This is a genomic window from Burkholderia sp. SRS-25, assembly GCF_004343765.1.
GTDB lineage: Bacteria > Pseudomonadota > Gammaproteobacteria > Burkholderiales > Burkholderiaceae > Burkholderia > Burkholderia contaminans.
On record NZ_PTXM01000026.1, the window covers coordinates 38053 to 59876 of the forward strand.

The following is a 21824-nucleotide window of genomic DNA, read 5'->3' on the forward strand; positions in this document are numbered from 1 at the left end:
CCGCCTGTTGACCGTGACCAGCAGATGGTCGCGCGTCGCGGGCGGTGCCGGCAGTCAGCCGTTCGGCTAGCGCCTGGTGGCGCGTGCGGTGCGCGAGCCGCGCGGCTTGAAGAGCTTGACGGTGCGCACGGCCTGATCGTCGCTGCGCATCACTTCGAGCATCACGTCACCGATTTTCAGGCACACGTCGTCTTCCGGGATTTCCTCGAGGATTTCGAGCACCAGGCCGTTCAGCGTCTTCGGCCCATCGGTAGGCAGCTTCAGGTGCAGCCAGCGATTCAGTTCGCGCAGCGGCATGCTTGCCGAGACGATGCATTCACCGTTCTCGTCCCAGCCGCCCGCGCGTTCGCTGCGCGGCATCGACGTCGTGAATTCGCCGATCAGCTCCTCGATGATGTCTTCGGGCGTGACGAGCCCTTCGAGCTCGCCGTACTCGTTGACGACGAGCGCGGTTCGCTGCCGCGTTTCCTGGAAAAACTGGAGCTGCTGCACCACCGGCGTCCCGGACGGCACGTAGTACGGTTCGGCGAGCAGCGTGCGCAGCGTCTCGCGGTCGAACTCCTGGTTGTGCAGCGCGGTCAGCGTCTTGCGGACGTGCAGCACGCCGAGCACCTTGTCGATGTCGCCTTCGTAGACGACGAGCCGGTTGTGATAGCAGGTCTCGATCTGGTGCAGGACGTCGTCGAGCGGCGCGTAGAAGTTGAGCGACTCGATCTGTCGGCGCGGCACCATCACGTCGTCGACCGTGATGTTCTCCAGGTCGAACAGATTGAGCAGGATGCTGCGGTGCTTGGTCGGCATGAAACTGCTCGACTCGAGCACGATGGCGCGCAGTTCGTCAGCCGACATTCGCTGGTCGCGACCCTTCTTCGTGTTGATGCGCAGCACCCACAGCACGCCGTTCGCGAGTGCGTTGACGAACCAGACGACGGGCTTGAACACGCGCATCAGCGGCGCGATCACGAGGCTCGCGGGTAGCGCGATGCGTTCGGGGAACGTCGCGCCGACGATTTTCGGCGCGATTTCGGCGAACACGATGATCAGGAAAGCGACGATGCCGGTCGCGATCGACAGCGCGACGTTGTTGCGGCCGAACGTATGCAGTGCGAGCGACGTCGTCAGGACCGGGATGATCGTGTTGAACAGGTTGTTGCCGATCAGGATCACGCTGAGCAGCAGGTCAGTGCGCGTGAGCAGGCCTTGCGTGGTTTTCGCGCCGAGTGCGCCCTGGCTGGCGAGATGCTTCAGCCGATGGCGGTTGAGCGCCATCATCGCGGTCTCGGAAATCGAAAAGAAGCTGGAACAGAGGAGAAGCAGGAAGACGGCGCCGATTTGCGCCCATAAGGGAATTTGGTCCACGCGTTGGAGGGGCAGTGAAGGACTGGGATGGAAGGAATATAGCAGAGGCCGGCGACCGCGATGTGTCGTGCGCGACACAAGGGGCCTGCGGCGGCCGGGCAAAAAAAAACCGTGCACGGAGTGCACGGTTTTTTAAAAATCTGGTCGGGGTGAGAGGATTCGAACCTCCGGCCTCTACGTCCCGAACGTAGCGCTCTACCAGGCTAAGCTACACCCCGATTTTTGCTCTTCGGACTTCGCCGTCTTCGTTAAGAATCGCTGCGTCGTCACAAGCAAGAACGTAACTATAACGATGTTTTTTCTAAAAGGGAATACTTTGATGAAGAAAATTTTCGAGACAAGGCATCGCTTCGCGTTCGCGGCGTGTTTACGATTGCCGCGACGTCGAGTATGAGCACAACCCGAGCAGGCTTTCCTTGTAGATCGAATCGGGGAACGCGGCGATCGCCGCGGCTGCCGCCTGCGCTTCCTGGCGTGCGCATTCGAGCGTGTGATCGAGCGCACCCGAACGCGTGATCGCTTCGAAAATCGTGTCGAAGCGATCGGTGCCGCCCTGTTCGATCGCCTCGCGTGCCAGCGCCGACTGTTCGGGCGTGCCACGTTCGATCAGATAGATGAGCGGCAGCGTCGGCTTGCCTTCACGCAGGTCATCGCCGGCATTCTTGCCCATTGCCTCGGCCGTGCCCGCATAGTCGAGCCAGTCGTCCATGATCTGGAACGCGGTGCCGATCCGGCGGCCGTATTCGGCGGCGGCGGCCTCGGTCGGCGCATCGGCGCCCGCGAGCACCGCGCCCAGGCGCGCCGACGCCTCGAACAGCTTGGCCGTCTTGTAGCGGATCACCTGCATGTAGCGCGTTTCGTCGACGTCCGCGTCGTGCATGTTGAGGAGCTGCAGCACCTCGCCTTCCGAAATGATCGTCGTCGCTTCGGACAGGATCTCCATCACGCGCATCTTGCCGACGCCGACCATCATCTCGAACGAGCGCGAGTAGAGGTAGTCGCCTACCAGCACGCTCGCCGCGTTGCCGAACAGCGCATTGGCGGTCTGGCGGCCGCGGCGCAACTCGGATTCGTCGACGACGTCGTCATGCAGCAGCGTGGCCGTGTGGATGAACTCGACGACGGCGGCCAGCACGTGCCGCTGGTGCGACGTCTCGCCGAGCGCGCCGGCGACGAGCAGCAGCAATGCCGGACGCAGCCGCTTGCCGCCCGCGCCGATGATGTACTCGGCGATCTGGTTGATCAGCAGCACCTCGGACGCGAGACTTTGCCGGATAACGCGATTCACCTGCTCCATGTCGCTGGTGATCGGGGCGAGCAGGTGGGCGGCGCTGAGGGTGGGGGAGGCGGTGGACGACGACATGATGATGGAATTGGGTGATGCCGCGGATTATAAGTCGAATCCGCGATATGCCGGTCTGTCAGACGTACCAGCGGCGCGATTTTGGCCGTCCGGCAGAGGCCCGCGCGCGGCAATCGTCAATCGGCTTTGACTTGGGTGCTAACCCCATGTATAATCACGTGTTTTCCGCGCGTGGTGTGCGGAAAAATTGGATCCAGAGTGAGGTTCTCAATGTACGCGGTCATAAAAACCGGCGGCAAGCAGTACAAGGTTGCCGTTGGCGAAAAACTCAAAGTAGAACAGATACCGGCTGACATTGACGCTGAAATCACGCTCGACCAGGTTCTCGCAGTGGGCGAAGGCGAATCGATTAAGTTCGGTACGCCGCTGGTCAGTGGGGCTTCCGTCAAGGCCACCGTTGTGTCGCACGGTCGTCATGCCAAGGTCACCATCTTCAAGATGCGTCGCCGGAAGCACTACCAAAAGCACGGCGGCCACCGCCAGAACTACACTGAGCTGCGCATCGACGCGATCAACGCGTAAGCGCCTCGGTAAAGGAGCAATCAGATGGCACACAAAAAGGCAGGCGGCTCTTCCCGGAACGGCCGCGACTCCGAGTCGAAACGTCTCGGCGTGAAAGTGTACGGCGGCCAGGCAATCAATGCCGGCGGCATCATCGTGCGTCAGCGCGGTACGCGCATGCACGCAGGCGAGAACGTCGGCATGGGCAAGGATCACACCCTGTTCGCGCTGGTCGACGGTCACGTCAAGTTCGCGACGAAGGGCGCGGACAAGAAGCATCTGGTCATCGTTGTCCCGGCGGCTGCCTAAGTTCAGGCACCCACGGGCTTCGTAGCCGAAAGGCCCCGCAGTCTTCGCGGGGCCTTTTTTTATTTGGCCGCCGGGCGCATGTACGCTCGGGCGGCCATCGCGCAACCGGCGTACGATCGGCCGAACGGCAGATTGTTCAAGCGCGCCGGCGCGCGGCACAATAGCGGAAATACTGGGCGGAGTGACGAATGAAGTTCATTGACGAAGCACGAATCGAAGTCATCGCCGGAGACGGAGGCGATGGCAGTGCGTCGATGCGCCGCGAGAAATTCGTCCCGTTCGGCGGGCCGGACGGTGGCGACGGCGGCCGGGGCGGTAGCGTATACGCGATCGCCGACCGCAACATCAACACGCTGATCGACTACCGTTACGCGAAGAAGCACCTTGCGCGCAACGGCGAAAACGGGCGCGGATCGGATTGCTACGGCAAGGGCGGTGACGACGTCACGCTGCGCATGCCGGTCGGCACGATCATCAGCGATATGGATACCGGCGAGCTGATCGCCGACCTGACCGAGCACGACCAGCAGGTGATGCTCGCCCAGGGCGGCGCCGGCGGGCTCGGCAACCTGCATTTCAAGTCGAGCACGAACCGTGCGCCGCGCCAGAAGACGGACGGCAAGCCCGGCGAGCGTCGCATGCTGAAGCTCGAGCTGAAGGTGCTCGCCGACGTCGGCCTGCTCGGCATGCCGAACGCGGGCAAGTCGACGTTCATCTCGTCGGTGTCGAACGCGCGGCCGAAGATTGCCGACTACCCGTTCACGACGCTTGCGCCGAATCTCGGCGTGGTGCGCGTCGGTCCGAGCAAGAGCTTCGTGATCGCCGACATCCCGGGGCTGATCGAGGGCGCCGCCGAAGGCGCGGGCCTCGGCCATCAGTTCCTGCGCCACCTGCAGCGCACCGGCGTGCTGCTGCATCTGGTCGATCTCGCGCCGTTCGACGAAAGTGTCGATCCGGTGGCGGAAGCGACGGCGATCGTCGGCGAGCTGCGCAAGTACGACGAGGCGCTCTACGAGAAGCCACGCTGGCTCGTGCTCAACAAGCTCGACATGGTGCCGGAAGACGAACGCAAGGCACGGGTCGAGGATTTCCTCGAGCGCTTCGAGTGGGACGGCCCGGTGTTCGAGATCTCGGCATTGACGGGCCAGGGTTGTGAAGCGCTGTGCTACGCGATCTACGACTACCTCTCCGAGCATTCGGACGCGCATCGCGTCGCGGAGGCGGAAGATCTCGCGGCAGACGTGCGTTTCCGCGATGCTCCGCCTGCCAAGGGCGATGCAGCGCCGGGCGACGACGCCTGAGCGATTCCGGAACGCGCCGGGCGTGCCGCCCGGCGCCGGCGTTCAATCGCGCCCGGTCGGAAAGGCAGCAGATACAGGAGACAGTGCAGGATGCGTTCGATCATCGCGGATTCGAAGCGATTGGTGGTGAAGGTGGGCTCCAGCCTCGTGACCAACGATGGCAAGGGGCTCGATCATGCGGCAATCGGCCGTTGGGCGGCTCAGATCGCCGCGCTGCGCGCCCAGGGCAAGGAAGTCGTGCTCGTCAGTTCGGGCGCGATTGCCGAAGGGATGCAGCGGCTCGGCTGGAGCAAGCGACCGCGGGAAATCGATGAGTTGCAGGCTGCCGCCGCAGTCGGCCAGATGGGGCTCGCGCAGGTCTATGAAAGCCGCTTCACCGAGCACGACATCCGCACCGCGCAGATCCTGCTGACGCATGCTGACCTGGCCGACCGCGAACGTTACCTGAATGCGCGTTCGACGATGCTGACGCTGTTGCGGCTTGGCGTCGTGCCGATCATCAACGAGAACGACACGGTCGTTACCGACGAAATCAAGTTCGGCGACAACGACACGCTCGGCGCGCTCGTTGCAAACCTGATCGAAGGCGATGCCCTGATCATCCTGACCGACCAGTCCGGGCTATTCACGGCCGATCCGCGCAAGGACCCGAATGCGACGCTCGTTGCGGAAGCCAATGCAGGCGCGCCGGAACTCGAGGCGATGGCTGGCGGCGCGGGCTCGAGTCTCGGCCGTGGCGGGATGCTGACGAAGATCCTCGCGGCGAAGCGCGCCGCGCACAGCGGCGCGAACACCGTGATCGCGAGCGGCCGGGAGGCCGACGTGCTCGTGCGTCTGGCGGCCGGTGAGGCGATCGGCACGCAATTGATCGCACGTACCGCGCGGATGGCGGCGCGCAAGCAGTGGATGGCCGACCATCTTCAGGTGCGCGGCCATGTCGTGATCGATGCGGGCGCGGTCGAGAAGCTGACGGCCGGCGGCAAGAGCCTGCTGCCGATCGGTGTGATCGACGTGCAGGGCGCGTTCGCGCGCGGCGAAGTCATCGCATGTGTCGGCCCCGACGGGCGCGAAGTGGCGCGCGGGCTCACGAACTACAGCAGTGCGGAGACGAAACTGATTCACCGCAAGCCGAGTGGTGAGATCGAATCCGTGCTCGGCTACATGCTGGAGCCTGAATTGATCCATCGCGACAACCTGGTGCTGGTGTGACCATTCGAGCCGGTTCCGGCCGTCAAACGAAAAAGCCCGCGTGATGCGGGCTTTTTCATGCGACGAACGGTACGCGGCGGGCGCCGCGCGCCGTCAGCGCAACTGGCTCATCGCGGTGCGGTGAAACCGGATGTTTTCCAGGATCTGCGCGGTCGAGCCCTGCGGCATCTTGTTCGCGCAGAAGTAGTCCTGATAGAGCGCCGAATGGTAGGCATTCAGCTCGCCGTTCTCGATGCGCCGCCAGTCGTTCTCGACGGTGCGGTCCCAGCCGTCGTGTTCCGAATTCAGGCCGGCATACTGGCGCCATTCGTAGGTGTCGCAGCGGATGCCTTCGTAGTTCACGTTGCGCGCGCCGGTCGGGCTCGTGATGACGACCGCGTAGCGCACGACGCCATCGGTGCCGACCGCGAGCGACTTCGCATCGACGAAGAACTTGAGCGGCGTGTTCTGCGATACGTTGAACGGTAGCAGGTCGCCCGTCTGCGGCAGCGGCGGCAGCGAGTCGACCGTGTTTTCCTTCCACGTGCCCTGGCGGTCCAGCAGATACACGAACTCGCTGTCATCCTTGTTGGTGGGTGTCTTCGAATTCGCGCAACCTGCCAGCGTGGCGACCGCGGCAATCGATGCGAGCGCGAGAGCAATCGCTTTCAATATGCATTCCTCGTAAAAAAAGGGCGCGACACCAAGGTCGCGCCCGGTCATGCAGTTCGATTCGTCATTTGCCGACGATCACGTGGGGCGGCATCTCGTCGAGCGTGCCCGCTTCCACTTCGATCTCCGAACAGACTACCGATGTGTCGACAATCGTCAGCGTCTGCTGGGCCTCTACGCCAATGACGCGCGGATAGCGCGACAGACGCGGCCCACGCGGCTTCTCGGCTCGCTGCGCCGGGCGGCGCAGGAAGCGCGACAGTTCCGTCAGCGCCAACTGATAGACATCCCGCTTGAACTCGATCACCGCATCGAGCGGCACCCAGTACTCGTTCCAGCGCCACGCATCGAACTCCGGGTGGTCGGTCGCGCGCAAGCAAATGTCGCAATCGCGTCCAACCATCCGCAGCAGGAACCAGATCTGCTTCTGGCCGCGGTAATGACCGCGTACTTCGCGTTTAATGAACTTGTCAGGCACCTCGTAACGCAACCAGTCGCGTGTGCGACCGATTATCTTGACGTGTTCCGGATGCAGGCCCGTTTCCTCGTGCAGTTCCCGGTACATCGCCTGCATGGGGGTCTCGCCGTACTTGATCCCACCTTGAGGAAACTGCCAGGAATGCTCGCGGAGCCGCTTGCCCCAAAACACCTCGTTGCGCGCGTTCAAGAGGATGATGCCGACGTTCGGGCGAAAGCCTTCACGATCCAGCATACAACCACCTTCGAATCCTTTAAAATTGCTTTGATTATAAACAGATAACGGGCGCTGCGCACCGTGACGGAGCGAATCCGCGCGGGGCACACCGGCTGAATTGTCCCTGATTAGTCTGCTACGTCGTCTGCGCCATCGTCGTTCGTCGCGCGCAGCTTTTTCACCTTGAAACTTTTTCGGGCGCCCCGCCTGGGGGCGCCGTTTTTGGAACCGTCCGCATGAAAGCTTCCCGTTTCTTTATCGGCACCCTGAAAGAAGCACCCGCCGACGCAGAGATCGTCAGCCACAAGCTGATGGTGCGCGCCGGCATGATCCGTCGCGTCGCCGGCGGCATCTATAACTACCTGCCGGTCGGCCTGCGTTCGATTCGCAAGGTCGAGGCGATCGTGCGCGAGGAAATGAACCGGGCGGGCGCCATCGAGCTGCTGATGCCGGCCGTGCAACCCGCCGAACTGTGGCAGGAATCGGGCCGCTGGGAGCAGTACGGCCCCGAGCTGCTGCGCTTCAAGGACCGCAAGGACAACGACTTCGTGATCGGGCCGACGCACGAGGAAGTCATCACCGACATCGCGCGCAACCAGATCAAGAGCTACCGGCAGATGCCGGTGAACTTCTACCAGATCCAGACGAAGTTCCGCGACGAGATCCGTCCGCGCTTCGGCGTGATGCGCGGCCGCGAATTCATCATGAAGGACGCGTACTCGTTCGACAAGGATGCGGCCGGCCTGAACGAGTCGTATCGCAAGATGTACGACGCGTACGTGCGCATCTTCACGCGCCTCGGCCTCGAGTTCCGCGCGGTCGCGGCCGACAGCGGCTCGATCGGCGGCAACTTCTCGCACGAATTCCATGTGATCGCGGACACCGGTGAAGACGCGATCGCGTACTGCCCGACGTCCGAATTCGCGGCGAACATCGAGGCGGCCGAAGCGTTGCCGCTGATCGCCGAACGCGCGGCGCCGGCCGAAGCGATGGAGAAGGTCGCGACGCCCGGCAAGGCGAAGTGCGAAGCCGTCGCCGAACTGCTGGCCATCCCGCTCGAGCGCACGATCAAGTCGATCGTGCTCGCGACCGACAACGAAGGCGCCGAGCCGACCATCTGGCTCGTGATGCTGCGCGGCGATCACGACCTGAACGAGATCAAGGTGTCGAAGCTGCCGGGCCTGAAGAACCACCGCTTCGCGACCGAGCAGGAAATCGTCGAGTGGTTCGGCACGCCGCCGGGCTATCTCGGCCCGGTCGGCACGAAGAAGCCGGTGAAGGTGATCGCTGACCGCACGGTCGCGAACATGAGCGACTTCGTCGTCGGCGCGAACGAGGTCGACTACCACATCGCTGGCGTGAACTGGGGCCGCGACCTGCCCGAGCCGGATGTCGCCGACGTGCGCAACGTGAAGAAGGGCGACCCGTCGCCGGACGGCAAGGGCGAGATCGACATCTGCCGCGGTATCGAAGTCGGCCACGTGTTCCAGCTCGGCACCAAGTATTCGGAAGCGATGGGGGCGACGTTCCTCGATGAGTCGGGCAAGCCGCAGCCGATGCTGATGGGCTGCTACGGCGTCGGCGTCACGCGCATTCTCGGCGCGGCGATCGAGCAGAACTTCGACGACCGCGGCATCATCTGGCCCGAGTCGATCGCGCCGTTCGAAGTCGTGCTGTGCCCGATGGGCTATGACCGCAGCGACATGGTGCGCGAGACCGCCGACAAGCTGTACGCGGAACTCGTCGCAGCCGGCATCGACGTGATCCTCGACGATCGCGGCGAGCGCCCGGGTGTGATGTTCGCCGACTGGGAGCTGGTCGGCGTGCCGCATCGCCTCGTGATCGGCGAGCGCGGCCTGAAGGAAGGCAAGATCGAGTATCAGGGCCGCCGCGACGCCGAAGCGACGCTGCTGCCGGCCGACGCGGCTGCGGCGACGGTCGCGGAGAAGATCCGCGCCGCGCTCGCGCGCTAAGCGCACCGACCGGGGAACGCGGTGGAATACACCTTCCTGTCGGCCACCGTGCTCCTGGTGCTGATCACCGATCCGCTCGGCAACATCCCGCTGTTCATTTCGGCGATGCGGGATGTGCCGCGCGAGCGGCGCGTGAAGCTGATCCTGCGTGAAGTGGGGATCGCGTTCGTGATCCTGCTGTTCTTCATGCTGGTCGGCGACCGCTTCCTGCGGATGATGAGCCTCACCGACCTGTCGCTGCGGCTCGGCGGCGGCATCGTGCTGTTCCTGATCGCGCTGCGGATGATCTTCCCGCATCCGGACGGTGCGCTCGGCAACGATCCGCGCGCAGGCGGCGAGCCGTTCATCGTGCCGCTCGCGATTCCGGCGCTCGCGGGGCCGTCCGCGCTCGCGACGGTGATGCTGCTGACGTCGCAGGGGCCCGGCAAGATGCTCGAGTGGGTCGGCGCGCTGACGGTCACGATGATCGTCTGCGCGGTGACGCTGGTGCTGGCCGAGCGGATCCAGCAATGGATCGGCGAGCGGACCGTCGCGGCGTTCGAGCGGCTGATGGGCCTCGTGCTCGTCGCGATTTCGGTCGAGATGATGCTGGGCGGCGTCCGCGCGTTCGTGCACCAGCTGTAGGGCGCAGGCGGCGCACATCCAAGATGCCGAAAAAGCGGCGCTCCGGGAAACCGGAGCGCCGCTGTCTATTTATATAGTGCGGAGCGGGGCGATCAGACGTTCGCGGTCAGCGCGCGGATCGTCGGCAGATTGCGCCAGTAGCCCTTCGCGTCCATCCCGCAGCCGAACACGTAGCGGTCCGGCACCGCGAAGCCGCAGAAGTCGGGGTGCAGCGGCTTGGCCTTCGCGAGCGTCTTCTCGCACAGCACGGCCGACATGAAGCGCTTGGCGCCCATGTCGAGGATCCGGTCGCGGATCGCGGCCATCGTCTCGCCTTCGTCGAGGATGTCGTCGAGCACGAGCACGATCCGGTCCTTCACCGATTCGCGCGGCGCGACGCGCCAGTGCATTTCCGGGCTGCCCTGCGTCGTATTGCGGTAGCGGGTCAGGTGGATGTAATCGAATTCCAGCGGGAAATCGAGATGCGGCAGCAGCATCCCGGTAAACACCGCGGCGCCGCCCATCACCGAGAGAACGAGCGGGAACGCGTCGCCGATCTCGGCGCGGATCGCGTCGGCCATCTTGGAGATCGACGCGTTGACGGCGTCCGCCGAGACGATCTCTTCGGAGTGGTTGAAAATGTGGAGGGCTTCTTCGCGGTTCATGTGTTCTGGCGGGCAGTCGGTATACAAATAAGAATGAAGCAGAACGGCGGGCGCGCGCTACAGCAAAAACCCGCGCGCCGGCCGATGGGCGGAATCAGCGCATGCCGGGCATCATGCCCTTCAGGCCGCGCATCATCTTCTGCATGTTGCCGCCCTTCAGCTTCTTCATCATCGTACGCATCTGATCGTACTGGTTCAGCATCCGGTTGACTTCCTGCACCGGCACGCCCGCGCCGGCTGCAATGCGGCGCTTGCGCGTCGCCTTGATGATCTCGGGTTTTGCGCGCTCGGCCGGCGTCATCGAGCTGATGATGCCTTCCATCCGGCGGATCGACTTCTCGGCCTGGCCCATGTCGGCGCCGGCCGCCGCCTGCTGGAACTGCGCGGGGAGTTTATCCATCAGCGACGACAGGCCGCCCATGTTCTTCATCTGCGAGATCTGCGCGCGGAAATCGTTCAGGTCGAAGTCGCCGCCTTTCTTGACCTTGTCGGCGAGCTTCTGCGCGGCCTGCACGTCGACACCGCGCTGCGCCTCCTCGACGAGTGCGAGGATGTCGCCCATGCCGAGGATCCGGTTCGCCATCCGGTCGGGGTGGAACACCTCGAGGCCGTCGAGCTTCTCGGCCACGCCGACGAACTTGATCGGCTTGCCCGTGACGTGACGCACCGACAGCGCGGCGCCGCCGCGCGAATCGCCGTCGAGCTTGGTCAGCACGACGCCGGTGAGCGGCAGCGTGTCGTTGAACGCCTTCGCGGTATTGACCGCGTCCTGGCCGAGCATCGCGTCGACGACGAACAGCGTTTCGGCCGGCTTCAGCGTGCCGTGCAGCGCGGCGATTTCCTGCATCATCGCCTCGTCGATGCCGAGGCGGCCGGCCGTATCGACGATCAGCACGTCATGGTAGTGGCGCTTCGCCCAGTCGACGGCCGCGATCGCGATGTCGACGGGCTTCTGGTCCGGCGTGGACGGGAAGAAGTCGGCGCCGACCTGTTCGCTCACCGTTTTCAGCTGCATGATTGCGGCCGGGCGATACACGTCGCACGACACGGTCAGCACCTTCTTCTTGTACTTCTCGCGCAGCAGCTTCGCGAGCTTGCCGGCGGTCGTGGTCTTGCCCGCGCCCTGCAGGCCGGCCATCAGGATCACGGCGGGCGGCGTGACCGCGAGGTTCAGCTCGGCGGCCTTGCCTTCGTAGTCGCCGCCGATCACGGCGGTCAGTTCCTTCTGGACCACGCCGACCAGCGCCTGACCCGGCGACAGGCTGCTGATCACTTCTTCGCCGAGCGCCTTTTCCTTGACCTTGGCGATGAATTCGCGGACGACCGGCAGCGAGACGTCGGCCTCCAGCAGGGCGAGACGCACCTCGCGGAGCATCTCCTGCGTGTTCGCCTCGGTGAGCCGGGCCTCGCCGCGCAGCGTCTTGACGACGCGCGCCATCCGTTGAGTGAGATTGTCGAGCATGGGGAGCGATGGACAGTGGGGCCCGAAGGCGCGGCGGAACCGAACAAAGGGAGCCGTCGCGGGAAGGGGGCCTAGTGTAAACTTCGAACATGGATATTGTACTGTATGCCCTCACCGCATTCCTGTACGGCGGTCTCGCCGTCGCAGGCTGGCGCACGCACCGCCAGGGCGCGACGCCGCTCGTCGCGAGCGTGCCGGCCGTGCCGGTTCCCGCGTCGGCCGCGTCCGGGATGAGCGGGGCCGGCCGCGCGCTGCTGTTCGCCGCGCTGGTCGCGCACGGCGTGCTGCTCCACATGACGATCTTTCCGAACGACTCGATGGTGTTCGGCTTCGCGTTCGCGCTGTCCGCGATGTTCTGGCTCGGCGCCGGCATCTACTGGATCGAGAGCTTCTTCTTCCCTCTCGACAGCCTGCGCCTGCTGGTATTGCCGCTCGCGTGCGGCGCCTCGCTGCTGCCGCTCGTGTTCGGTGGCGTGCGGGTGCTTCCTTATGCCGCAGCGCCGCTGTTCAAGCTGCATTTCCTGATCGCGAACATCGCATACGGCCTGTTCGCGATCGCGGCGCTGCACGCGATCCTGATGCTGATGGTCGAGCGGCGCCTGCAGTCGCTGAGGAGCGGCGGGCGCGACGGCTCGACGGGCTGGATCGCGAGCTGGCTCGAGACGCTGCCGCCGCTGCTCACGCTCGAGAAGCTGCTGTTCCGCCTGATCGGCGCCGGCTTCGTGCTCCTCACGCTGACGCTCGCGTCGGGCATCCTGTTCAGCGAGCAGGTCGACGCGCGCGCGCTGCGCCTCGACCACAAGACGGTATTCGCGATCCTGTCGTGGCTGATGTTCGGCGGCCTGCTGGTCGCCCGCAAGACGTCGGGCTGGCGTGGCCGTGGTGCCGCGCGCTGGGTGCTCGTGTCGTTCGCCGCGCTGCTGCTCGCGTATGTCGGCAGCCGGTTCGTTTTCGAGGTGCTGCTGCACCGTTCCGTGGTTTGAACGCAGGTTTCCGATGCGACAGATTCTTCTCCTGATTCTTCTCTTCTTCGCGGGTTCGTGGATCGCGCGCAAGCTGCGCCAGGCCCAGGAGCACGCGCAGGCGCGCACCGGCCGCGGCGCCGGTTACGACGGTACGCCCGGCGCCGGCGCCGGCGCGGGTTCGGGGCGCCCGAACCGCGACGCGCGGGCGCTGCCCGAGCCGATGGTGCGCTGCGCCGAATGCGGCGTGCATGCGCCGAAGGGCGACGCCGTCGCCGCGGGCGGCGAATACTTCTGCAGTGCCGAGCACGCGCAGAGCCACGCCGCGCGTACGAGCGGTCAAGACGCACGATGAGCGACGCGCGGTTGCTGTCGGTCGATGCGGGCGGCTGGGTGCGCGAAGCGCGCCATGCGCCGTCGCCGAACTTCGAGGTGCGGCCCGCGGGTGCGGTGCCGACGCTCGTGGTCGTCCACAACATCAGCCTGCCGCCCGGCGAATTCGGCGGTGACGCGATCGAGGCGCTGTTCCTGAATCGTCTCGACTGCGATGCGCACCCCTATTACCAGAGCCACCTGCGCGACGTGCGCGTGTCCGCGCACTTCCTGATTCGCCGCAACGGCGAACTCGTGCAGTTCGTGTCGTGCGACGAGCGCGCGTGGCATGCGGGCTCGTCCGAGTTCTTCGGCCGGGCGCGCTGCAATGATTTCTCGATCGGCATCGAGCTCGAAGGCGCGGACGACGTGCCGTTCGACGACGCGCAGTATGCGATGCTCGCGGCGCTCTCCCGTGCGCTCGCGGCACGCTACCCGGTCGACGCATTCGCGGGGCACTCGGACGTCGCGCCGGGCCGCAAGACCGACCCGGGCCCGCATTTCGATTGGCAACGCTTCGCGAGCGATGCCGGTTTTTCCGCCGAATACTTTCCTTTCCGTCAGCACTGATCGCGGGGTTTTTTGACCGGAGAAAGTTTTTTCTCCGACCAATGCCTTGTCGTGTCTGCGCGTGAGCGATGTCAAGACCTCCATCGCAAATTATCCGTTTGGACGTCCTCCGAATGTCCACTATACTTGGTGCCAGTTGAGCAGTTCCGCACTAGATATAGTGTGTGTCGCAGGGGAAACCCGAGCGGCACCGGCCGGCGGGCAACGCCGGCAGACAGGGTTCTCAGGGCGGCGCGTCAGGCCGGGCGGTCCGGGCGTCGCAATCAGCGCAGCGAACATCGACGGGGCAGGGTACACATGACGAAGCACACGACCGGATCGGTTGTCGCGCATCGACCGAACCGGCTCCCCCGGCGCATCGCTCGCCTCTTACCGCTCGCGCACCGCGTTGCGCAGCGTTCGTTTTAATCCGCGGTTCTCTCCGCACCATCCAACACCAGGAGCTTTGCACATGCAAACCACCGACAACGCGACGTCCCAGTACGAGAGCGCCTCGAGCCGTCCGCTCGGCGGGACCGAACAGGGCGCGAAGGCGCTCGCGCCGCAGGCCACGTTCGCCGACTACAAGGTGATCCGCCGCAACGGCAGCGTCGTATCGTTCGAACCTTCGAAGATCGCGATTGCGGTGACCAAGGCTTTCCTGGCCGTCAATGGCGGGCAGGGCGCGGCATCGGCGCGCGTACGCGAGCAGGTCGAGCAACTGACGCACAACGTCGTGCGCGCGCTCGTGCGTAGCCGCCCGAATGGCGGTACGTTCCATATCGAAGACATCCAGGATCAGGTCGAACTCGCGCTGATGCGCGGCGGCGAGCACAACGTTGCGCGCGCGTACGTGCTGTATCGCGAGAAGCGTCACCTCGAGCGCCAGCATGCGGGCGAGGAAGCAGCGGCAGCCGGCGGCGAGGCGAGCACCGGCATCAACGTCGTCGACAACGGCGTCACGCGTCCGCTCGACCTGAACGCGCTGCGCGCGCTGATCGTGTCGGCATGCGACGGCCTCGGCGCTGCGGTTAACCCTGACCCGATCGTCGCCGAAACGGTGAAGAACCTGTACGACGGCGTGCCGATGAGCCAGGTCTACGACTCGGCGATCCTGGCTGCGCGCACGATGATCGAAAAGGATCCGGCATACAGCCAGGTCACGTCGCGCATCCTGCTGCACACGATCCGTCGCGAGATCCTTGGCGAGGAAGTGGTCCAGGCCGAGATGTCGACCCGTTACGCGGAATACTTCCCGCAGTTCCTGAAGCGCGGCGTCGACGCCGGCCTGCTCGACGACAAGCTGCTGCAGTTCGACCTGAAGCGCCTCGGCGAAGCGCTCGACGCGAACCGCGACCTGCAGTTCGGCTACCTCGGCCTGCAGACGCTGTACGACCGCTACTTCCTGCACGTCGAGGGCACCCGCATCGAAATGCCGCAGGCATTCTTCATGCGCGTCGCGATGGGCCTGTCGCTGAACGAGATCGACCGCGAAACGCGCGCGATCGAGTTCTACAACGTGCTGTCCAGCTTCGACTTCATGAGCTCGACGCCGACGCTGTTCAACTCGGGCACGCACCGCTCGCAGCTGTCGTCGTGCTACCTGACGACCGTCGCGGACGATCTCGACGGCATCTATGAAGCGCTGAAGGAAAACGCGCTGCTGTCGAAGTTCGCCGGCGGCCTGGGCAACGACTGGACGCGCGTGCGTGCACTCGGCTCGCATATCAAGGGCACGAACGGCAAGTCGCAAGGCGTGGTCCCGTTCCTGAAGGTCGTCAACGACACGGCCGTCGCGGTCAACCAGGGCGGCAAGCGCAAGGGCGCGGTCTGCGCGTACCTCGAATCTTGGCACCTCGACATCGAGGAGTTCCTGGAGCTGCGCAAGAACACGGGCGACGATCGCCGCCGTACGCACGACATGAACACGGCGAACTGGATTCCCGACCTGTTCATGAAGCGCGTGATGGAAGGCGCCGACTGGACGCTGTTCTCGCCGTCGACCTGCCCGGACCTGCACGACAAGTTCGGTGCGGAATTCGAGGCGGCTTACACGGCTTACGAAGACAAGGTCGCGCGCGGCGAGATCAAGCTGTTCAAGAAGATCCCGGCGCAGCAACTCTGGCGCAAGATGCTCGGCATGCTGTTCGAGACGGGCCACCCGTGGATCACGTTCAAGGATCCGTGCAACGTGCGCTCGCCGCAGCAGCACGTCGGCGTCGTCCACTCGTCGAACCTGTGCACGGAAATCACGCTGAACACGAGCGACACCGAAATCGCGGTGTGCAACCTCGGCTCGGTGAACCTCGTCGCCCACCTGGTGAAGCAGGCCGACGGCAGCTACGCGCTCGACCACGACAAGCTGAAGCGTACGATCAGCGTCGCGATGCGCATGCTCGACAACGTGATCGACATCAACTACTACGCGGTGCCGAAGGCGCGTAACTCGAACCTGAAGCACCGCCCGGTCGGCATGGGCATCATGGGCTTCCAGGACTGCCTGCACCTGCTGCGCACGCCGTACGCGTCGGAAGCGGCGGTCGAGTTCGCCGATCGTTCGATGGAAGCGGTCTGCTACTACGCGTACTACGCGTCGACCGAGCTGGCCGAAGAGCGCGGCCGCTACTCGAGCTACCGCGGCTCGCTGTGGGATCGCGGCATCCTCCCGCAGGACACGCTGAAGCTGCTGACGGAAGCACGCGGCGGCTACGTCGAGGTCGACACCTCCGAATCGCTCGACTGGACGTCGCTGCGTTCGCGGATCGCCTCGCACGGCATGCGCAACTCGAACTGCGTCGCGATCGCGCCGACGGCGACGATCTCGAACATCATCGGCGTGTCGGCCTGTATCGAGCCGACCTTCCAGAACCTGTATGTGAAGTCGAACCTGTCGGGCGAATTCACGGTGGTGAACGAGTACCTGGTGCGCGACCTGAAGGAACGCGGCCTGTGGGACGAAGTGATGGTCGCCGACCTGAAGTACTTCGACGGCATGCTTTCGCGCATCGACCGCATCCCGGCCGACCTCCGCGCGATCTACGCGACCGCGTTCGAAGTCGACCCGACGTGGCTGGTCGAAGCGGCATCGCGTCGCCAGAAGTGGATCGACCAGGCGCAGTCGCTGAACATCTACATGGGCGGCGCGTCGGGCAAGAAGCTCGACGAGGTCTACAAGCTCGCATGGCTGCGTGGCCTGAAGACGACCTACTACCTCCGCACGATGGCGGCGACGCACGTCGAGAAGTCGACGGTCGCACACGGCGCGCTGAACGCTGTGCCGACGAGCGGCGGTTCGAGCAGCGGCGGCGCGCAAGGCGCGGCTGGCGGCTTCGGTGCGGCAGGCGGCGATGCGTCGTCGGGCGCGGTCAACGCGGCACCGGCACTCGCACCGGTCGAGGCAGATGGTCCGGTGTGCACGATGCGTCCGGGCGATCCTGGCTTCGACGAATGCGAAGCGTGCCAGTAACGCGGTGCGCCTGACCTGAGAAGCAGGTCAGCGCGGCGCATACCACGACCGATCGAGGTTGAAGTGTGCGCCGCTCTCAACTAAAAAAATGATAAGGAATCTGTAACGCGGCACCTGCGTTGCAGGCAGTGACAAGCGATCGAAACATCCCCGACGACGTCGCGTTTCGATCAGCGTTCGATGCGTCGAGCGCACCTCGCGATACACGCGCGACACACGTCGCGCGCTGCATGAACGACGATGCGTTGCTCAAAGTGTTGTATCGAGGTCGCAACGCGAATCGAAAAAAGGATTTTTCGTGAGCGAACCCTTTTATCGCTCAGGAAAAGATGGTACAAACCGTTCTAAATTGATGGTGAGAATTTATGCTCAACTGGGATGAAGAGAAGACTGCCGTAACTCCCGCGAGCGGAGCGCAGCAAAACGCGATGCGCACCTCCGCAGGAACGGCTGTCGGACTGCAGGCTGCAACGCCTGCCGCCCATCAGGTCCGCGACATTTTCGAAGGCGATCTTGCGGTGCCCCCGCAAGCATCGGCTGTTCCCGCCGGCGGTTCGGAAGCGCGGGTCAATGTCGCCGACAAGCGCATCATCAACGGCCAGACTGACGTCAATCAGCTGGTGCCGTTCAAGTACAAGTGGGCGTGGGAAAAGTATCTGGCCGGTTGCGCGAACCACTGGATGCCGCAGGAAATCAACATGTCCCGCGACATCGCTCTGTGGAAGGACCCGAACGGTCTGACCGAGGACGAGCGCCGCATCGTGAAGCGCAACCTCGGCTTCTTCGTGACGGCCGATTCGCTCGCGGCAAACAACATCGTGCTCGGCACGTACCGCCATATCACGGCGCCCGAGTGCCGGCAGTTCCTGCTGCGCCAGGCGTTCGAAGAGGCGATCCACACGCACGCGTACCAATACATTGTCGAATCGCTCGGTCTCGACGAAGGCGAGATCTTCAACGCGTACCACGAGGTCACGTCGATCCGCGCGAAGGACGAATTCCTGATCCCGTTCATCCACACGCTGACGGATCCGGCCTTCAAGACCGGCACGCTCGAAGCGGATCAGAAGCTGCTGAAGTCGCTGATCGTGTTCGCCTGCATCATGGAAGGCCTGTTCTTCTATGTCGGGTTTACGCAGATCCTCGCACTCGGCCGCCAGAACAAGATGACGGGTGCTGCAGAGCAATATCAGTACATCCTGCGCGACGAGTCGATGCACTGCAACTTCGGCATCGACCTGATCAACCAGATCAAGCTCGAGAATCCGCATCTCTGGACCGCCGAATTCCGCGCCGAGATCCGCGAGCTGTTCAAGCAGGCTGTCGAACTCGAATACCGCTACGCCGAGGACACGATGCCGCGCGGCGTGCTGGGTCTGAACGCGTCGATGTTCAAGAGCTATCTGCGCTTCATCAGCAATCGTCGTTGCCAGCAGATCGGCCTCGATCCGCTGTACCCGAACGAGGAAAACCCGTTCCCGTGGATGAGCGAGATGATCGACCTGAAGAAGGAACGCAACTTCTTCGAGACGCGTGTGATCGAGTATCAGACGGGCGGCGCGCTGTCCTGGGAATAACCCGCAGCAGCGAACCCGTCACATGATGGAACAGCCGGCGGCCTCTCGGCCCCGGCTCAAGGTTTAGGAGCAAGAACGCCTGATGCAAAGCATGCCCGGTGCCTTAACGGCACGACGACACGACAGGCACTTTGCGAACCCTTCAGTGGGATGGGCAAACTTCCCTCCGGAAAAAGCGGACGGCCGTGTGGCGGTCCGCTTGATCAAGCGATTAGGGGTAGCGGCGCGAGGTGCGCCGGCTACCGACTTGATTTGGCGCGCGAGGCCGGGTGGCCACGCGCGCCATACCGTATTCATTAGCGTAAGCGCGTGGTATCCGCGTACGCCGATGAATAGCCCGCTTCGAAGCGCACGTGCTGAACAGCGTCCGCGGGAAGCGGGTTTTGACGAAGGGTGTAGTTTGAACTGACTCTCATCTGAACCTGAAGGAGAACAACATGGCACTTGCCAAGAAGAAACCGGCTGCAAAGAAGGCCGCAGTGAAGAAGGTCGCTGCGAAGAAGGCTGCTGCTCCGGCGAAGAAGGCCGCTGCAGTGAAGAAGGTGGCTGCCAAGAAGGTCGCGGTGAAGAAGGTTGCCGCGAAGAAGGCAGCGCCGGCAAAGAAGGCAGCAGTGAAGAAGGTTGCTGCGAAGAAGGTCGCAACGAAGAAGGTTGCTGCCAAGAAGGTCGCAGTGAAGAAGGTTGCCGCGAAGAAGGCTGCACCGGCTAAGAAGGCCGCAGCGAAGAAGGTTGCAGCCAAGAAAGTCGCAGTGAAGAAGGTTGCTGCGAAGAAGGCCGCACCGGCCAAGAAGGCTGCTGCGAAGAAGGCCGCGCCTGCGAAGAAGGCTGCTGCGAAGAAGGCCGCGCCTGCGAAGAAGGCTGCTGCGAAGAAGGCTGCGCCTGCGAAGAAGGCTGCCGCGAAGAAGGCTGCGCCTGCTGCGAAGAAGGCTGCCGCTGCTGCTCCGGCTGCTCCGGCTCCGGCGAAGAAGGCCGCGGCTCCGAAGAAGGCTGCTGCTCCGAAGAAGGCCGTCGTGAAGAAAGCTGCGCCGGCAACGACCGCGTCGACCGCATCGGTTGCGCCGGCATCGGGCGTGAAGACCGCGCTCAACCCGGCAGCAGCATGGCCGTTCCCGACCGGCAGCCGTCCGTAATCGAGGCTGACCTGCACCACCCGGACACTCACGCGGTGTCCGTGGGTTGAGTAGCGCTACTCAATCAGTCCCGCCATCTGGCTCAGGTGGCGGGATTTTTTTCGTCCGTTCTTGCCGATGTGCCGGGTGCCCGTATGTCGGCTGCGGCGAGTACGGACGAAAAAAAACGCATGTGCAACTTCGCACATGCGTTCGACCGCGGCTTGCGCCGCGTGCTGAGGTACCTGTTAGTGCGTGACGCGCGTGACGCCGCCGCTCGACAGCAGTCGCACGCGCTCGCCGGCGCGGAACGCTTCGCCGCTTGCCGCTTGCGTGATCGAGCGCAGATCGCCGTTGTCGAGGCGCACGGTGATTTCGACACCGTTCGCCGTGCTGAGGTTTTCGCCGACCGCGTTGCCCGCGACTGCGCCGACGAGGCCGCCGGCGATCGCGGTCAGGATCGACCCCTTGCCGCCGCCGATTGCGCTGCCAGCTACTGCGCCGAGTGCGCCGCCGCCGAGCGTGCCGATCGCGCTGCCGCCGCCGTCGGACTGGATACGCACCGCGCGGACGCTTTCGACCGTGCCCATGCGAACCGTTTGTTCGCGCTGCGCCTGGCCGACGCTATAGACATCCGCCGAACCGGGTGCGGTGAAGCAGCCGGTGAGCGTCAGCGAGGCCGTCAGCATGGCCGCGAGCGTGAGGGTCTTTTTCGTCAACATCTTTGCTCTCCCACAAAATTCATTTGAGACTGTAACCGAATGCAGTCTCGAAGCGTGCGTCGATTTCGGCGCGCGTCAGTACGTAAGTCTGGGGCCCCTGGTGGGCGATCTTGATCGAGCCCATCAGGCTCGCGAGGCGGCCCGTGGTTGCCCAGTCGAGGCCATGCTCGATGCCGTACAGCAAGCCACCCCGGAAGGCATCGCCGCAGCCGGTCGGATCGGAGATCCGCTCGGCCGGCACGACAGGAATCTGCTCCGTGCCCTGCTTGTGGCGGATGGTCGCGCCGTGCTCGCCGCGCGTAATCACGAGGGCGTCGACCCGGCTGGCGATTTCATCTTCGGACCATCCCGTCTTGTCGCTCACCAGCTTGGCCTCGTAGTCGTTGACCGCTACATAGGTCGCAAGTTCAATGCTGCGGCGCAGCGTCGCACCGTCGAACAGCGGCAGGCCCTGGCCCGGATCGAACACGAACGGCACGCCGGCCTTGGCGAGTTCTTCCACGTGCTGCACCATCCCGTCGAAGCCGTCGGGGCCGACGATCGCGAGCTTGATGCCCGGCGCGTCGCCCGCGTGGTTCAGGTGCGACTGCATCATCGCGCCCGGGTGGAACGCCGTGATCTGGTTGTTGTCGAGATCGGTCGTGATCATCGCCTGCGCCGTATACGTGTCGGGCAGCACGCGAACGTGATCGCGGCGCAGGCTGAGCTGGTCGAGCCGGTCGAGATACGGCTGCGCGTCGAGCGCGCCTATCGTCCCCATGATGCGCGCATCGCCGCCGAGCAGGTGCAGCGCGTACGCGATGTTGCCCGCGCAGCCGCCGAATTCGCGGCGCATCGTGGGCACCAGGAAGCTCAGGTTGATGAGGTGCACCTGGTCGGGCAGGATGTGCTCGCGGAACCGCCCCTCGAAAGTCATGATGGAATCGTAGGCGATCGAGCCGCAAATCAACGTAGCCAAGGTGTGCGTTCCTGTAGAA

Annotated in this window: 21 protein-coding genes and 1 tRNA gene; 13 read left to right on the plus strand and 9 right to left on the minus strand. The window is 64.3% G+C overall.

Annotated features, from left to right (window positions below):
- Positions 1–66: 66 nt before the first annotated feature.
- The 3 genes from C5O79_RS31725 to C5O79_RS31735 all read right to left on the minus strand — a co-directional run bounded on the left by C5O79_RS31725 (position 67) and on the right by C5O79_RS31735 (position 2722).
- Positions 67–1359: an HlyC/CorC family transporter gene (locus C5O79_RS31725; RefSeq protein ID WP_046544883.1), complete on the minus strand. Its 1293-nt coding sequence runs from the start codon at positions 1357–1359 to the stop codon at positions 67–69.
- Between the two features lie 141 nt (positions 1360–1500).
- Positions 1501–1577 (minus strand) — tRNA-Pro (locus C5O79_RS31730).
- 149 nt (positions 1578–1726) lie between these two features.
- Positions 1727–2722 (minus strand): polyprenyl synthetase family protein, encoded by a 996-nt coding sequence (locus C5O79_RS31735; protein WP_122473552.1) that lies wholly within the window; start codon positions 2720–2722, stop codon positions 1727–1729.
- A gap of 210 nt (positions 2723–2932) precedes the next feature.
- Between C5O79_RS31735 and rplU the strand changes: the two genes are divergently transcribed.
- From rplU to proB, 4 genes are all read left to right on the plus strand, one after another.
- Complete coding sequence (gene rplU, locus C5O79_RS31740) at positions 2933–3244, plus strand: 50S ribosomal protein L21 (protein WP_006025184.1); 312 nt, start codon at positions 2933–2935, stop codon at positions 3242–3244.
- Positions 3245–3268: 24 nt separating this feature from the next.
- Entirely contained in the window at positions 3269–3532 is a 264-nt protein-coding gene (gene rpmA, locus C5O79_RS31745) for a 50S ribosomal protein L27 (RefSeq protein WP_006476999.1), read from the plus strand.
- 188 nt (positions 3533–3720) lie between these two features.
- The gene (gene obgE / locus C5O79_RS31750; protein ID WP_131932034.1) at positions 3721–4833 is read left to right on the plus strand and encodes a GTPase ObgE; all 1113 of its coding nucleotides are present in this window, start codon (positions 3721–3723) and stop codon (positions 4831–4833) included.
- A 90-nt stretch (positions 4834–4923) separates the two neighbouring features.
- Entirely contained in the window at positions 4924–6042 is a 1119-nt protein-coding gene (gene proB / locus C5O79_RS31755) for a glutamate 5-kinase (protein ID WP_039353092.1), read from the plus strand.
- A gap of 93 nt (positions 6043–6135) precedes the next feature.
- Here the strand turns inward: proB and C5O79_RS31760 are convergent, their stop codons facing one another.
- Both C5O79_RS31760 and C5O79_RS31765 read right to left on the minus strand, forming a co-directional pair.
- Positions 6136–6744: a CNP1-like family protein gene (locus tag C5O79_RS31760; RefSeq protein WP_131932036.1), complete on the minus strand. Its 609-nt coding sequence runs from the start codon at positions 6742–6744 to the stop codon at positions 6136–6138.
- Positions 6745–6757: 13 nt separating this feature from the next.
- The gene (locus tag C5O79_RS31765) at positions 6758–7405 is read right to left on the minus strand and encodes an RNA pyrophosphohydrolase (protein ID WP_039353086.1); all 648 of its coding nucleotides are present in this window, start codon (positions 7403–7405) and stop codon (positions 6758–6760) included.
- Positions 7406–7623: 218 nt separating this feature from the next.
- On the opposite strand from C5O79_RS31765, the gene C5O79_RS31775 reads away from it, so the two are divergent.
- Entirely contained in the window at positions 7624–9360 is a 1737-nt protein-coding gene (locus tag C5O79_RS31775; protein ID WP_122473553.1) for a proline--tRNA ligase, read from the plus strand.
- Between the two features lie 21 nt (positions 9361–9381).
- The gene (locus tag C5O79_RS31780; RefSeq protein WP_011350864.1) at positions 9382–9984 is read left to right on the plus strand and encodes a MarC family protein; all 603 of its coding nucleotides are present in this window, start codon (positions 9382–9384) and stop codon (positions 9982–9984) included.
- A gap of 92 nt (positions 9985–10076) precedes the next feature.
- Here the strand turns inward: C5O79_RS31780 and C5O79_RS31785 are convergent, their stop codons facing one another.
- Together C5O79_RS31785 and ffh are read right to left on the minus strand one after the other, a co-directional pair.
- Entirely contained in the window at positions 10077–10628 is a 552-nt protein-coding gene (locus C5O79_RS31785; protein WP_046544886.1) for a hypoxanthine-guanine phosphoribosyltransferase, read from the minus strand.
- 94 nt (positions 10629–10722) lie between these two features.
- Positions 10723–12090, minus strand: a complete 1368-nt coding sequence (gene ffh / locus C5O79_RS31790; RefSeq protein WP_089424440.1) for a signal recognition particle protein — start codon at positions 12088–12090, stop codon at positions 10723–10725.
- Positions 12091–12179: 89 nt separating this feature from the next.
- Between ffh and ccsA the strand changes: the two genes are divergently transcribed.
- The 7 genes from ccsA (at position 12180) to C5O79_RS31830 (ending at position 20146) form a co-directional block, all read left to right on the plus strand.
- Positions 12180–13073 carry a cytochrome c biogenesis protein CcsA gene (gene ccsA, locus C5O79_RS31795; protein ID WP_046544887.1) on the plus strand — a complete coding sequence of 298 codons (894 nt, stop codon included), beginning with the start codon at positions 12180–12182 and terminating at the stop codon, positions 13071–13073.
- Between the two features lie 13 nt (positions 13074–13086).
- Positions 13087–13407 carry a PP0621 family protein gene (locus C5O79_RS31800; protein WP_122473554.1) on the plus strand — a complete coding sequence of 107 codons (321 nt, stop codon included), beginning with the start codon at positions 13087–13089 and terminating at the stop codon, positions 13405–13407.
- Positions 13404–13994 carry a 1,6-anhydro-N-acetylmuramyl-L-alanine amidase AmpD gene (ampD, locus tag C5O79_RS31805; RefSeq protein WP_046544889.1) on the plus strand — a complete coding sequence of 197 codons (591 nt, stop codon included), beginning with the start codon at positions 13404–13406 and terminating at the stop codon, positions 13992–13994. The genes C5O79_RS31800 and ampD overlap by 4 nt, the downstream gene beginning before the upstream one ends.
- Before the next feature lie 451 nt (positions 13995–14445).
- Entirely contained in the window at positions 14446–17439 is a 2994-nt protein-coding gene (locus tag C5O79_RS31810) for a ribonucleoside-diphosphate reductase subunit alpha (RefSeq protein ID WP_047851642.1), read from the plus strand.
- Positions 17440–17804: 365 nt separating this feature from the next.
- Positions 17805–19016, plus strand: a complete 1212-nt coding sequence (locus C5O79_RS31820; RefSeq protein ID WP_039353057.1) for a ribonucleotide-diphosphate reductase subunit beta — start codon at positions 17805–17807, stop codon at positions 19014–19016.
- 82 nt (positions 19017–19098) lie between these two features.
- Positions 19099–19425 (plus strand): hypothetical protein, encoded by a 327-nt coding sequence (locus tag C5O79_RS31825; protein ID WP_081421176.1) that lies wholly within the window; start codon positions 19099–19101, stop codon positions 19423–19425.
- Between the two features lie 28 nt (positions 19426–19453).
- Positions 19454–20146 carry a histone H1-like DNA-binding protein gene (locus C5O79_RS31830; RefSeq protein ID WP_046544891.1) on the plus strand — a complete coding sequence of 231 codons (693 nt, stop codon included), beginning with the start codon at positions 19454–19456 and terminating at the stop codon, positions 20144–20146.
- Positions 20147–20373: 227 nt separating this feature from the next.
- On the opposite strand, the gene C5O79_RS31835 is transcribed toward C5O79_RS31830, so the two are convergent.
- Both C5O79_RS31835 and C5O79_RS31840 read right to left on the minus strand, forming a co-directional pair.
- Positions 20374–20847 (minus strand): glycine zipper 2TM domain-containing protein, encoded by a 474-nt coding sequence (locus C5O79_RS31835; protein WP_021161893.1) that lies wholly within the window; start codon positions 20845–20847, stop codon positions 20374–20376.
- 19 nt (positions 20848–20866) lie between these two features.
- Positions 20867–21805, minus strand: coding sequence for a carbohydrate kinase family protein (locus tag C5O79_RS31840; RefSeq protein ID WP_046544892.1), 939 nt, complete (start codon positions 21803–21805; stop codon positions 20867–20869).
- Positions 21806–21824 lie beyond the last annotated feature (19 nt).